Here is a 12,852-nt window from a genome sequence, read left to right on the forward strand (position 1 = left end):
CTTGGCGATCTCCCACAAGCCGTCCGGAACAATCCAACTCCACGTACCCCGCCCCATACGCAGCCCAACGACCAACTGCCATGTAGGACACGGTCTAAGTCTTCATGAGTTTTGACGGCGCTTCGCGTCAGTGATCTCGGCTGCGGTCTGTGCGGAGCAGTCGTGTCCGTCGCCGGGCAGGCCCATGACGTTCAGCACGGGTTCCTCGCCCTCGGGGACCTCGAAGGTGAAGTTCGCTCCTGACGCGATCACCGTGAGCGAGCACTGGTTGCCGAAGGTCAGCGGAGCATGCGGCTCCCAGGAACAGCCGGCCCGGTCCAGGGCGGAAACGACGTCAGCGTGCTTGAGCCCTGCCGGGAAGGTGCCCGTCCCCCCGACAACCGACGGAGGGAGTTCGACGACGTCACGCCAGGTCTGGACGCAGATGAGGGAGACCTTGCGGCAGCGGCAGACACTCAGCTCAAGGTCTCCGTAGGCGAAGAGCCGCGGCCACTTTCTGTTCCGGCTCATTGTTCCGATGTCCCAGGGCTCGCCGAGTGCTGCGGTCACATCCTTCCAGTCGGCTCCGCTGAACACCGGGCCCAGCCGACCTGTCTTCGCCATGCTGGTCAGGACATCGAGAATCTCCACGAGGCGGAGCCTGACAGGTGCCCTGACCAGCAGTCCAGCGGTTTCAGGGGGTCAGCCCGCTTTAGGTTGTTCGGTTCGGGCTCGGGTGCTGGCGAGGCGATAGGAGTCGGTTCCGGTCTCGATGATGGTGCCGTTGAAGGTGAGGCGGTCGACAATGGCCTCGCTCGGAGCGGCGCCGATTCTGCGGCTACCTCGGACAGATCAGGCACCAGGGGGTCACAGGCCGGTCACGAGCGGCGTCGGCTCACCCGCACCGCCGGGGTTGATCTCCAGCCCGCCGTCGGCGTTTAGCACGGGCCGCCGGCCGGGATAGGTACGCCGTGCCGTAGCGAGATCACGCTCATCGAAATGGCCCGTGAAGATCAGCACGCCGGAAACGAGCTCCACCTTCTGGGCACCGGTAAGCCACCGGTTCAAGAGCGCATCAACCGTCATCGGAGCGGCTGGCGGCGGCAGATCGGGGCCGGCATGAACAGTCCTTCCTCCTCCGGTATCGCAGCCAATGCACGCGCCACCTCGGCCCGCGGCACTTGGACCTTGCTTGCTGCAGGCGCGTGCATTAATGCGTACGGCTACCCGGCGTGCTCGAAGACCTCCGACACGAGCGGCCGACCTCTGGGCTGCGTCGGGAAGGAGCCGACGTCAGCCAACGGGCTCGGACACCAGGTCGAAGAAGTGGGCGCGAGCGAGTTCCACACCCACCTCGACGATCCCAGTCCGGCCATGCCTGTTGTACGGCACGACGAGTTCGGCGCGCTGCACGGCTGGCTCGGGCAGCCCGTACCGCGGGAAGAGGTCCGCCGGGTACAGCTCGGGGTCGGGTGAGCGGTCGTAGCGGCCCGCGCGGTGCCGCGGGTCGTAATAGGCGGGTCGGTGCAGCAGGATGACCGTCTCCGCGTGGCTGAGCAGGGCCTCACCGTGGCAGAGGTCGCTGAGCCGGGGCCGGTGATCGTCCCGGAGTTCCGGCGCCCTTGTGAGCTGTTCCACGATCACCACGGCGGCCTTCAATCGGGTCGCCAACTCCTGGAGGTCTGCCACCACATGCGCGATCTCCTTCCTCCGGTCCCCCGACACACGCTGCTGCAACGCACCGTCCATCAGGCCGAGATAGTCGACGACCAGCAAGTCCAGATGGCCGTCCCGACCCACTACGGTTGCGCACTGCCGCTCGATCTCGGCGACGCTAGGCGTGCTGCCTTCGCCGCCGAAACTCAACTGCGCCTTTCTGGCGGCGTCTGCAAAGGCGTGAATGAGGCCGCGGTCAGAGGGATCCAGCGTCCGGCGACGGATCCTTTCGGTAAGGACACCGGTCTCCGCGGCGAGCGTCTGCTCGAAGAGCCCCTCGTTCGACATCTCCAGGGAAGCGAACAGAGCGGGACGCCCCTGCCGGAACGCACAGTTACGGGCCACGGTCAGGGTGAGCATGGACTTGCCCATTGCGGTACGGGCAGCGACCACGGCGACCCGTCCAGGACGCAGCCCGCCACCAAGGAGTTCGTCGAGGGCCGTTAGGCCGGTCAGGCCCCGGGGCTTGGGCACCTGCTGCTTCACAGTGTGCCGGTGGCTGCCCTCGCCGGACTGAGTGCTGCGGCGGGCATCGGCCTTGCGGGCGTGGTTGCGGACCACAATATTTTCCGTTCCGACGCGTCAGGCCCGTGGTCCCGTACGCGCCGTCGCTCAACGAGTGACCATGCCGGGAAACGCTGGCATTGATGCGCAGGCACCTGGGGTTCAACGCCCCTGGCGGTCCACGGGACCGTTCAGAGGCTCACACGGCCGAAGCAGCAGCGGCCATCGCACAGCAGCGTAGCGAAGCAACGCCCTCTCTCTGGGTCCGCCACGCTGACGCGTGCGCTCGTCAGGTTCCTGAGACGACGCAGTCCTCCAGTTCCGCTGCTAGATCGGGATCCGGCTTGGGAATGGTGCCGTAGTCGACATCACTGTCGACCTCCAGCCGCCGTACGGCCTCGGCAAGAGAGTCGGACAGCGGCACCAGCAGCGGCGTGCCGGCGTCATCGAGGTCCGCTGCCAAGTCGTCAACTTCGTACACAGCCAGGAAGGTCACGGTCCTTGGCGACCACGGCCACCCGTTGTCCCCCTGCTGCGACGGCGTGAGCTGCAACATCGGGTTCTCGTCCAGTCGGCGCAACTCCCGCGTCTGGCCGTACCAGAGCCCGGCATCGCGGAGTTCGCTGTGCTGCAGGTGGTGCAAGCCAGAGCGCCGCCGGGTTCGATGGTGGCCCGGTCGTCGACCAGCAGGGCCATCGCGGCGATCGCAGCCGGATCGCGGACGACATGCGAGCACAAGGCCTGCAGTTCGTGTGCGGCCCGCTCATGCAGGGCTGCCGGCACAGCACAGCGAATGCCGTCCGAGACGCGGCCGGCCGCGCCGTTGGCTGTACGGATCCATCGGGCACGGTCTTCGAGGTCGGTGGCGCTGTCCCACACCACGCGACGGGCGATCCGGTCCAGCGCGGTGCGCTCGTCGAAGTCTTCGTACTCGTCGGCCAGGAGGTGGCTTCGGACCGTCCCGTAGGAGATGCCCATCAGCTCCGCCACCCGCCGCATGGGGTGGCCGAGCACGAAACACAGCAGAATCACGTCGTACTGACGCTCCGGCAGCCGGGCGATTGCTGCGTACAGCCCCAGCTTGGACTCCAGAACGGTGAACCTGGACCGGGAGGCATGGCGAACGGCGACGAACGCGGCGGTCTCCACCAACGCCAAGGTCCGTCCCTGTATCTCCAGACGGCGGACGACTTCCTCTTTCAGAGCAGCCCAGGCGTACGCATCGACATTGGGCTGCTGCAGCACATGCGTCCACGCTCGCGCCAGCTGAACGAAGACATCTTCGACGACCTGCTCGGCCCCCTCACGACTGTCCAGCTGCACATGCGCGTACCGCAGATACGCCTTGTGCTGCCTGCTGTAGAACGCGACGAATGTGGTCGGCAGTACAGCGGCCAGGTCATCGCGCACCGCCTGATCCGCCCACGGGTCGGGCTGCTGACCACTCACCGGGCCTCCCCCGGACGCTCGTAACCGGCGCCACTCCGCCGACTCGCGGTCTCCCCCCGCCGGTACTGGGCGGCGAGCTGCGCCGCCCCGACCCATACACCAGCACTGAGCAGGCGCCTGCCACCGGTGCCAAGAAGTGAGCATTCGCCGCCCACGAGCGGGTCGTGTCGTCGCCTGCGGTGGTTGACGGAGTGGTGTACATCGGCAGCGACGACGGCAAGGTGCACGCCCTGAACGCGGTGACGGGGGCGGGTCCACGGATCCCGGCATCGCCCTCGCCCCCCGGTGCGGCACCCACGGGGACGGGGAAAATGACGAGTCGGCGATCCTGACCACACTCGGCGAGATCCTGGACCTGGCCGAAGAGGCGCACTGGGCGGTGGACATCTCCAGCAGGACCTCCGCACTGCTGCTGGCGCTGCTGGCAGCATCCTGTCTACGTGCCCGGGCGGACGGTCAACCGCATGGCCGGCGCCTACCGGGGCGAGGCCAAGGCGGATGCCCGCGACGCCTACGTCATCGCCAAAACCGCCCGCCACGCCGGGACTTCGCCACCATCGACGTTCCCGCGCAGCTGGCCGCCGACCTCGCGCTCCTGACCGCTCACCGCACCGACCTGCTCACCGACCGAGTGCGGACGGTCAACCGGCTGCGAGACGTGCTCACCGGCATGTTCCCCGCCCTGGAACGAGCCTTCGACTACTCCGCCCGCAAGGGCGCACTGGTGCTGCTGACCGGCTACCAGACCCCGGCCGCCCTGCGCCGACGCGGCCAGGCCCGCCTGACCTCTTGGCTGATCAATTCGAGGCGTCCGCGACGCGGACAGCGTGGCCGCCACGGCCATGGAAGCCGCCCAGGCCCAGCAGCAGACCGCGCTGCCCGGCGAGGACACCGCCGCACAGATTGTCGCCGACCTGGCCACTCAGATCCTGACCCTGGACGACCGACTCAAGCGCATCGACCGGCAGATCCGCGACACCTTCCACACCCACCCACAGGCCGAGATCATCGAGTCCCTGCCCGGCATGGGCCCCATCCTCGGAGCCGAGTCCGTCGTCGCCGCGGGCGACATGCCCGCCTACGACGACGCCGGCCACCTCGCCTCGGCCGCTGGACTGGTCCCCGTCCCCGGTGGCTCCGGCCGCCGCACCGGCAATCTGCACCGCCCCGAGCGCTACAGCCGCCGCCTGCGCAGAGTCTTCTACCTCTCCGCACAGACCCGCATCATCCGCGACGGCCCCAACCGCGACTACTACCTCAAGAAACGCGATGAGGGCTGCAAACACGTCCAGGCCGTGATCGCCCTCGCACGCCGCCGCACCAGTGTGTTGTGGGCTCTTCTACGCGACGAACGGGCCTTCACCCCCACCCCGCCCATCACGCAGACGGCTTGAGCAAGGCCCGCAAAGCGGGCAGCGTGGCTGAGGCCGGCGGGGCTGCGGCGAGACACACGCGCACCTGATCGGTCGGCGCGCCCGCCGTCGTGGCTGGCTTTCGTCGGCTGAGGCACAGACGACCCCCGGGACAAGCTGCCGCCCTCACGAGTGAAGGGCGGCCACAGCCTTGACTCGGTCATTGAAACTCCCGGCCAAAGTCGCTACGCCGACCTCACGTCGTCGACGTCCCGAGCGGTGTCACGCAGGCCGAACCCGGCGCCGAATCACCCATGCGTAACCCGCCAGCCCGACCGAGCCGCGCACCATGAAGTCAGCCCATAGTGATACATCCCCCAAGTGCAGGCCCACCCGCAAAGCCAGCGCGGTGAGTACTCCTGCAACAACCAGCGCCAAGGCATAACTAATCAAGCCGCTGTGCTTCCGGCCCAGCCAGGTACCCAGAAGCCCCGATGGAATCTGCACAAGCACATGGAAACCCACACAGGCGAGCAGTATTGAGGCAAGGATCACAAAAGGGGGCACATCTGCTGATGGATCACTCGCTGGTGCCGCGCCGTAAGCATCGAGAGCCCAGGCCGGAGGCACCAAGAAGCTGCACAGCAAGATCACACCACTCAGATGCATGGCGCCGAGGTGCAGTCCGACTTGGCGCGCCCTCCCTCGCTGCGCGTCACGCCATCCAAGCCGACAAGCGCTCCCCGTGTTCATGCGCACCCTCGCTCAATCACAATCAGTCTGACCGACTCATCATGAGCTTAGGCGTCCGGGCTACTCGCCACTAGTGCTCCAAGCCCCAGGCAGCGGCGCTTGACTGGTCATTGAAACTCCGGCAAAAGTCGCTGTGCCGCCCTCGGATATCCTCTGCCTGCTGCGGCCCCACCGATCGCGTACGTGGCCTCGGATATTTGCCCAGACGACCAGTTACGGAGTGTCGCCCCGGATGGGCCCGGCGTAATCGATTGCCAGAGGGCCAGTGAAGGAGGTGGGGGAGTTGCGGGAACGGTGGTTCAAGCGGAATGCCGATGCCATGAGCCGGTGGTCTGAGCGTTTGATATTTCTCGGCGCCTGTGCCATCGGAATCCACCGCGCATACCAGCACGCCTTCATCCACGCCTCGCTGTGGTTCGCCGCCGGCCTTGGCGGAACATTGACACACATCACTGACGCACGACGAGCGAGGCGCAACGCCGAGCGGGCACGCCAGCACCAACTGCATACTCTCGCCGAGCTGTTCCGCGAGGCCGCCTCCAGTACGAAGAAGGGGCCATGAAGCGCCGACCATGGAAGTGGGCACTGATTTCGGCCTCGATGGCACTGTCGGCCTCCGCGCGCATGGGATCGAGGTGCAACGCACGACACCCCCGCTCAGGCCGCCTTTGTACCGTGCGGGGGTGCTCGCTTGCCGCCTGCGCGGCGCAGACCGTGACCGGAAGAGCCCCTACCTCAGCGCGACCCCGTCCCCTGCCGCCATCGCCGAGCTGGTCGTGCCCGTTCCCGCGAAGTGCCAGCGCCAGGTGCCGGAGGTGTTCGCAGTGGCCGTCGTCTTCAGCTTGCCCGCACTGTCGGTGGCCACCGTCTTGACCGTGGTGTACGTCGAGGCACCGGACTTCTTGAACTGCAGGGCAACCTTCTGGGCGGCGAAGCCGGTGTAGGTGTTGGTGTTCCAGTCGGCTCGGGTCAGGGTGCCGGTCACCGTCAGCGTTTTGCCCTTGGTGACCGGTTCGCATCGTGGCGCTGCTGTCCAGCGTGTAGTAGTCGCCGTCGTAGGCAGAGGCCTCCAGATCGAGGTGCCAGGTGCCGGCCGAGCTGTTGCGGAGGTCGGCGTAGTCGGTGCGGTCGGGCTCCAGGCTGTACGACCAGGTGCACTTCATGGTCGTCGAGGTGGGGCGCGTGCATGTGTACGACTTCGCGTACTGGATGCGGCTGTCGGAGCTCACCAACTTGAGGCCGACCATCATCCTGATGCCGGAGCTGTCCTTGGCGGTGGCTGTGACCGTCAGCTTCTGCGGCTCGCTGATGCCGACGTTGACGGTGGTCTTGCTGAACGCCACCGAGGTGAAGACGATGTCACCCTTGTGGTCGTCCGCCTGCGCGGTGGGCGCGAGAAGGGGGAGCAGCGCCAGGCTGCCGACGGTGGCGACCACGGCCGTACGGATGTGCATGGTTCTCCAGGAACGATGAGCCGGATCCCCACTCACGGAGTCCGGGCGTGCAGAAGACCGTCCACATGCCGGATTGGTTGCACGCACACCTCAAGTTGTTACAGACGTTTTCCGGGCGTGCCCGAAGTGTGTGTGTTCTGGACGGATGGAGGGGATGGCGCCGGCGCAGTGGCTGGCGGCGAAGGAGCTGGTGAAGGACGACATGTGGCCGGCGGAAGTTCTCATGACGGGGATCAGTCGGGCGGAAGATCGCGTGCCGGTTGTTTCAGTGCGGTTCGGACGAACTGGCCCGCGCGGTCGAGCGCCCATGCGCCCTCGTCCAGGATCGGCGCGAAGCCCTGGAAGACGTGTGGCACTTCCGCGGTGATGTCGAGGATGACCGAGACGTCGGCGGCTGCGAGGCGTCGGCCCAGGCGTCGTGATGAGTCGATGCCTTTGCGGGCGAGACGGTGCCGGATGCCGCGGGAAGCGAGCCATTGCCGCAGGTACCGGTAGTCGTAGCCCTTGAGGCACTTCACGCCCACTCCACCAGTCACCCAATCGGCTTGACACCATCATTGAGACTCACTCCACGAGCGCATGGGGCAGGTCGAGTGCGGCAGGATGGATGACCAACGAGGCCCCCGAGCAACGTGGTTGAGACGTCAGACATCTCGATCAACAGCCCGGGGGCCTCGCTCGTTGCGCTTCACGGCCCGTCACCCGATCGGTGGCCAACTCGAAGAAGCTCAATGAGATGCCCCCCACCAGCCGGCCGTCCCGCTACACGACGTTCCAGGCGCCGAAATCCCCGTGACAGACGACCTCGCCACCACCCGGGCTACCCGCGCCGGCGACCCAGACCACGCCCAGCCAAGGCAAAAACCCCGGCAGGCGCCATGACAGTCACGCAACCACCCGGCCAAGCTCCACAGGCCATGACGGTCCATGACCTTCGCCCCACCCCACGGCCCGGACTCACCTTCGACGAAGGCGAAGACTTCACAACCCTCCTCGTCGACCCCCAGCGCCCTCGGCACACAGCCGAAACCGACGCTCTCCAAAAACCACACCCGACACATGGCCCACGCCACCCAGCCACCCGCACCCATCAGCCGGCGGACGCCTGTGACGCTCCCCCGTACGCGTCAGGACTGCTCTTCGTCGAGGCGCACCCGCCGCATACCGCGCAACCGGGCGAGTGTGGCGTCCAGGTCGGCCGGGCGGGGCCGGTTGTGGGGCAGCCTGGCGAGTACGGCCGCCATGCCGCACGTGTCGGTCAGGGCAGAGAAGACCAAGCCACCGGCGACACCGGCGGACAGCAACTGGAACGCCGGGTGGACGAGCAGGCCGAGCAGGAGACCCAGCACAACGACCGACCCGGCGGTGAACCGGACCTGGCGTTCCATGCTCCAGGTCGCCGTCGTGGTTCCCTCGGGCCGGTGCAGGGCGTAGCCCTGGGCTGCCCAGGCGCTGGTACCCCCGGCAAGGGTGGCGGCGGTGACGCCGTTCTCGGCGAGGACTCGGCATGCGGTCGCCGAGCGGACCCCGGAGGCGCAGACCACGAGGATGTCCCCGTACCCGGCGACGGAACGCAGGTCAGCCAGGGCCCGGTCGAGCCGGCCGAGCGGGATGTTGAACGCGCCGGGCAGGTGTCCGCCCGCGTATTCGCCAGGCGTGCGGACATCCACGACAGTCAGCTCGTGGATGCGGGAGCGGGCCTGGTGAGGATCGAGGATGGTGGGGGCGGTCATGAGAGGGGTCTTCCTGGTCGGTAGGTGCTGCCCGGAGCGGGCAGGCTGGGTTCCTCGTCGGGTGTGGACGTATGCGGTCGGGTCTGTGGCCTGACGGTGCCGGATACCGGTGAGGGCCGTACGGCTCGCCGCGGGCGGGGGCGCGCCTGACCCCGGCCTGTCGGCTCGACGTGCTCATACGAGTACGTCGGCGAGCATGAAAGCGGCCACGGTGAGCAGGAGCCAGGCGAAGACCCTCTGCAGCGTCCTGCCCCGGACCTTCTTCGACAGGCGTTTGCCGTCCCAGGCTCCCAGGATCGCCGCCCCGGTGAAGGGCGCGATCACCGTCCAGTCCAGGTGCGCTCCGGCGCCGGCGCGAGCGGCGAGTGCGGCCAGCGAGTTGATCGTGATGACCAGAAGGCTGGTGCCGACGGCGGTGCGCATGGCCAGACCGAGGACGCCCACCAGGGCCGGTACGGCGAGGAAGCCGCCGCCCACGCCCAGGAAGCCGGTCACCGCGCCGAGTCCGGCTCCGGCGGCGCCGGCCTTGCCGGCGTGGATGTGGCCGGAGGGCTCGGTGCGTCCGGGGCCCAGCATCCGCGAGGCCGCCAGTGCCGCGATGACGGCGAAGGCCGCGGTGAGCACGCTCTGCGGCAGGTGGTCGGCGGCCGCACCGGCGAGCAACGCCGGCGCGACGCCCGCGGCGGCGAACAGCAGCCCGGTCCGCCACGCCACGTTGCCATCCCGGGCGTGGACGGTCAGGGCCGTGACCGACGTACAGGTGACGATGATCAGACTCGCCGTGGTCGCTTCCGCCGGGGTGAGGCCCAGCAGGTAGATCAGGGCGGGCACCGCCAGGACACTGCCACCACCGCCGAGGCCGCCCAGGGCGAGGCCGACGACTGCACCTGCGACGAGCGCGAGAACCAGACCGGTCATGCTATGGAGCCGCCGTTCCCGCGTGCGTCGACCACCGGGTGCCCGGCGGCGGCCCACGCCCGAATGCCGCCCTCGACGTCTGCGGCCTCGACGCCGCGCGCGGTCAGCAGGGCGACGGCCTGCCGCGAGCGGCCACCACTGCGGCACATCACCACCACCGGCCGGCCCTGGACCGTGGCCGGCAGGGCCGCCCCCGCGGCCAGGAGAGACAGCGGCACGTGCAGGGCACCGGGCGCATGCCCGGCGTTCCATTCGGGCTCCTCCCGCACGTCCAGCAGGACGGCCGGGGCATCCACGCCGCCCGTACACCGAAGGGCCTCGTCGACGGTGACGCGGTCTTCACCGCGGAGGAAAAGGGACATCACGCAACCTCTCGTGAGCTCCAAGGACAAGGGTGTCCGGCTGCTCAGCCGGTGACCACGTTCAGCCCGGCTTCGGCCGCGGCGCCGAACCCGTCGTCCACGGCCACCACGTCACGGCCCGCGGCATCGAGCAGCGAGGCGGCGATCCCCGCCCGCATCCCGCCGGCGCAGTGCACCCACACCGGGCCCGCCGGCACCTCGCCGATCCGCTGGTGCAGCTCGTGGACCGGGATGTGCACGGAACCCTCGATGTACCCGGCGGCCCGCTCGGAGGCCCGTCGTACGTCGAGTACGACGACGCCGTCCGTGCCTCGTTCGGCCAGCCCGGCGAACGTGGACCGCGGGAAGGACACCGGCCGGCTGCCCTCCGCTACCCACCGGTCCGGCGTACCGGTGGCGGCGGCCGCGGGGCGGTCGATGCCGACTCGGACCAACTCCCGCTGAGCGAAGGCCAGCTGTTCGGAGGACTCGGCCAGCAGCGTGACCGGCTTGCCCCACGGAATCATCCAGGCCAGGTAGGTGGCGATCTTGCCGTCCGCCTCGAAGTTGAACGATCCGGCGACATGACCCTCGGCGAACGCGATACGGCTGCGCAGATCGACCACCCACTCGCCGGCCGCCAGCCGGGCGGCGATCTCCTCGGCGTCCGCGGGAGCCGGCGGGGTCAGGTCCACCGGTGCGGGCCCGTTGGCGTTGGCCGGCCCCATGTGCGTGTAGTAGGCGGGGATGTCGTCGAGTTCGGCCAGCAGGCGGGTGACGAAGGAATCCACGTCCATGGTGAGCGCCGCGTTGGCGGCCTTCTCCCTGCCGATCGTTGTGGCGTCGCCCTCGGCCTGCCCCGATGAGCAGAAGCTGCCGAAGCCGTGGGTGGGAAGCACGGGTGTCTCATCCGGCAGGCCGGCCGCCAGGCGGTGCGCCGAGGAGTGCTGGGCGCGCGCCAGGGGCTCGGTGAGACGAGGTTCGACCAGATCCGGTCGGCCCACGGTGCCGATCAACAGCGAACCACCGGTGAACGCGGCCACCGGAAGGCCGTCCTCCTCCAGCACGTAGGAGGTGTGATGCGGGGTGTGCCCCGGGGTGGCGACCGCCCGCAGCGTGAGCCCGGCGTCGATGTCCGCCACGTCGCCGTCGGCCACCGGCACATGGGGGAACGCGACGTGCGCTTCGGCGGGCACCAGGTAGGCGGCGCCCGTCACCCGGGCCAGTTCCAGACCGCCGGTGACGTAGTCGTTGTGGATGTGGGTCTCCACGACGTGCGCTATCCGCACCCCCTGGCGAGCAGCGGCCACCAGAACCTGGTCGATGTCCCGCGGCGGATCCACCACCACGGCCGTGCGCCGGCCACCGGCCAGGTAGCTGCGGTTGCCCAGCCCCTCCAGCTCGATGGTGTCGACGAAGAACATCGGGCACTCCCTTCCTTCCAATACCCCCCTGGGTATATGACCACCGTAGCACAGGTACCCCCGGGGGTATTCAGTCCCCGAGGGTGCGAGCAAGGGGTGGCTGGACCGACGCAGCGCGCGTCATGGCTGGCGGGAGGCACTATTCGGGCCCGACAGGGACAGGGCAGGGCCCGGCAGGGGCAGGGCAGAATGGCCGAGTCGGAACGGTCGTCCCGCGGTCGGCACCAGCCGCTCACCGGAGCCGGGGGTGGCTTGGCGGAGCCGGGGGCGAGGGCCGCCTGGTGGGCTTCTTCGCCGCCTGCCGGCGCCGACCTCCAGGTAAGATACCCACAGGGGTATACCAGAGGAGTGGATCGTGGAACTGGGGATGGCGGCGGAAGAGCTGAAGGCGGTGGTCAACCGGCTGCGCCGGGCACAGGGCCAGATCGCCGGGGTGATCAAGATGATCGAGGAGGGGCGGGACTGCGAGGACGTGGTCACGCAGCTCGCCGCGGCTTCCCGCGCGTTGGACAAGGCGGGTTTCGCGGTGATCGCCACCGGCCTGCAGCGGTGTCTCAGCGACTCCGAGCTGGCCGCCGGCGAAGACCGGGAGCAGATGCGTGCGCGACTGGAGAAGCTCTTCCTCTCGCTGGCCTGAGCCCGCCGGGCTCTCCCCGGCGGGCCCGGGTCAGGCCGCCGCCGTACAGGGCCGAGGGCGAGCTCGCTGACCCGTCAGAGTGACTTTGCTCCGACTCACGGACGTGTTGCCGCAGGCCAGCGACCCATACGGGCAGCGCGGGGGGTACTTTTTTCACCAACCGCGTTTTTAGTCATAGCTAAAGGTGGCATCCTCATGGGGTGGCAACGAGCGTTGCTTCTGAGTGAGTTGGGGGTGCCCCTTGGGAATTTTCGCCCGTGATGAGAGCCGGACCAACTTAGCGGCTGCCCGGATAGCGAGGCAGGCCACGGCCTCCCTTGCCGGCCTGCTGACGGGGCTGGGCAAGACCCGCTCTGATCTGGCGGCGTCGATGGGCGTCAGCCCGGGGCGCGTCAGCCAGATCATGTCCGGTGACGCGAACCTGACGGTCCGCACGCTCGCCGCCGTAGCGGAGGCATTGGATGCCGACGTGCAGATCACCTTCCGTGCCCGGGCCCGATCCGCTGACGGCGATGTCTGCGGCAGCACAGACACACCGCCCTACCGGGGCAGCGGGCTGCCCGCCCACCGCTGAGCGTGGGGGCCGGCGCCT

Annotated in this window: 14 protein-coding genes and 3 pseudogenes; 5 read left to right on the forward strand and 12 right to left on the reverse strand. The window is 68.6% G+C overall.

The window, feature by feature from the left end:
• Positions 1-102: 102 nt before the first annotated feature.
• From IO33_RS0139825 to IO33_RS46320, 6 genes and pseudogenes are all read right to left on the reverse strand, one after another.
• The gene (locus tag IO33_RS0139825; protein ID WP_051927254.1) at positions 103-630 is read right to left on the reverse strand and encodes a hypothetical protein; all 528 of its coding nucleotides are present in this window, start codon (positions 628-630) and stop codon (positions 103-105) included.
• Positions 631-681: 51 nt separating this feature from the next.
• A pseudogene (locus tag IO33_RS48600) lies at positions 682-789 on the reverse strand (IS21-like element helper ATPase IstB); the annotation flags it as partial.
• Positions 790-846: 57 nt separating this feature from the next.
• Positions 847-1,017, reverse strand: coding sequence for a hypothetical protein (locus tag IO33_RS0139830; RefSeq protein ID WP_157858038.1), 171 nt, complete (start codon positions 1,015-1,017; stop codon positions 847-849).
• A 255-nt stretch (positions 1,018-1,272) separates the two neighbouring features.
• Positions 1,273-2,256 carry a DnaB-like helicase C-terminal domain-containing protein gene (locus IO33_RS0139835; RefSeq protein WP_031173992.1) on the reverse strand — a complete coding sequence of 328 codons (984 nt, stop codon included), beginning with the start codon at positions 2,254-2,256 and terminating at the stop codon, positions 1,273-1,275.
• Positions 2,257-2,488: 232 nt separating this feature from the next.
• Positions 2,489-2,680, reverse strand: coding sequence for a hypothetical protein (locus IO33_RS0139840; RefSeq protein WP_157858039.1), 192 nt, complete (start codon positions 2,678-2,680; stop codon positions 2,489-2,491).
• An 11-nt stretch (positions 2,681-2,691) separates the two neighbouring features.
• A complete protein-coding gene (locus IO33_RS46320; protein ID WP_051927256.1) occupies positions 2,692-3,648 on the reverse strand; it encodes an RNA polymerase sigma factor in 957 nt (318 codons plus the stop codon).
• Between the two features lie 310 nt (positions 3,649-3,958).
• On the opposite strand from IO33_RS46320, the pseudogene IO33_RS45055 reads away from it, so the two are divergent.
• Together IO33_RS45055 and IO33_RS0139860 are read left to right on the forward strand one after the other, a co-directional pair.
• Positions 3,959-5,042: pseudogene (locus tag IO33_RS45055) on the forward strand (IS110 family RNA-guided transposase); the annotation flags it as partial.
• 985 nt (positions 5,043-6,027) lie between these two features.
• Positions 6,028-6,315, forward strand: coding sequence for a hypothetical protein (locus IO33_RS0139860; RefSeq protein ID WP_031173995.1), 288 nt, complete (start codon positions 6,028-6,030; stop codon positions 6,313-6,315).
• Positions 6,316-6,483: 168 nt separating this feature from the next.
• Here IO33_RS0139860 and IO33_RS46325 read toward each other — a convergent pair whose 3' ends face one another.
• On the reverse strand, positions 6,484-6,738 hold the full coding sequence (locus IO33_RS46325) for a hypothetical protein (RefSeq protein WP_051927257.1): 255 nt from the start codon (positions 6,736-6,738) through the stop codon (positions 6,484-6,486).
• Between the two features lie 176 nt (positions 6,739-6,914).
• Between IO33_RS46325 and IO33_RS46330 the strand changes: the two genes are divergently transcribed.
• The gene (locus IO33_RS46330) at positions 6,915-7,226 is read left to right on the forward strand and encodes a hypothetical protein (RefSeq protein WP_157858041.1); all 312 of its coding nucleotides are present in this window, start codon (positions 6,915-6,917) and stop codon (positions 7,224-7,226) included.
• 385 nt (positions 7,227-7,611) lie between these two features.
• Here the strand turns inward: IO33_RS46330 and IO33_RS54345 are convergent.
• The 5 genes and pseudogenes from IO33_RS54345 to IO33_RS0139890 form a co-directional block, all read right to left on the reverse strand.
• Positions 7,612-7,713 (reverse strand): annotated as a pseudogene (locus IO33_RS54345) (IS5/IS1182 family transposase); the annotation flags it as partial.
• Between the two features lie 621 nt (positions 7,714-8,334).
• The gene (locus IO33_RS0139875) at positions 8,335-8,940 is read right to left on the reverse strand and encodes a rhodanese-like domain-containing protein (RefSeq protein ID WP_031173997.1); all 606 of its coding nucleotides are present in this window, start codon (positions 8,938-8,940) and stop codon (positions 8,335-8,337) included.
• Between the two features lie 174 nt (positions 8,941-9,114).
• Positions 9,115-9,858, reverse strand: a complete 744-nt coding sequence (locus IO33_RS0139880) for a sulfite exporter TauE/SafE family protein (RefSeq protein ID WP_031173998.1) — start codon at positions 9,856-9,858, stop codon at positions 9,115-9,117.
• Positions 9,855-10,220: a rhodanese-like domain-containing protein gene (locus IO33_RS0139885; protein WP_031173999.1), complete on the reverse strand. Its 366-nt coding sequence runs from the start codon at positions 10,218-10,220 to the stop codon at positions 9,855-9,857. Before IO33_RS0139885 ends, IO33_RS0139880 begins: the two co-directional genes overlap by 4 nt.
• A gap of 44 nt (positions 10,221-10,264) precedes the next feature.
• The gene (locus IO33_RS0139890; protein ID WP_031174000.1) at positions 10,265-11,623 is read right to left on the reverse strand and encodes a rhodanese-like domain-containing protein; all 1,359 of its coding nucleotides are present in this window, start codon (positions 11,621-11,623) and stop codon (positions 10,265-10,267) included.
• A gap of 355 nt (positions 11,624-11,978) precedes the next feature.
• Between IO33_RS0139890 and IO33_RS0139895 the strand changes: the two genes are divergently transcribed.
• Both IO33_RS0139895 and IO33_RS0139900 read left to right on the forward strand, forming a co-directional pair.
• On the forward strand, positions 11,979-12,260 hold the full coding sequence (locus IO33_RS0139895; protein ID WP_031174001.1) for a metal-sensitive transcriptional regulator: 282 nt from the start codon (positions 11,979-11,981) through the stop codon (positions 12,258-12,260).
• Positions 12,261-12,501: 241 nt separating this feature from the next.
• Positions 12,502-12,834 (forward strand): helix-turn-helix domain-containing protein, encoded by a 333-nt coding sequence (locus IO33_RS0139900; protein WP_051927259.1) that lies wholly within the window; start codon positions 12,502-12,504, stop codon positions 12,832-12,834.
• Positions 12,835-12,852: the final 18 nt, after the last annotated feature.

This window comes from Streptomyces durhamensis (assembly GCF_000725475.1).
Taxonomy (GTDB): Bacteria; Actinomycetota; Actinomycetes; order Streptomycetales; family Streptomycetaceae; genus Streptomyces; species Streptomyces filipinensis.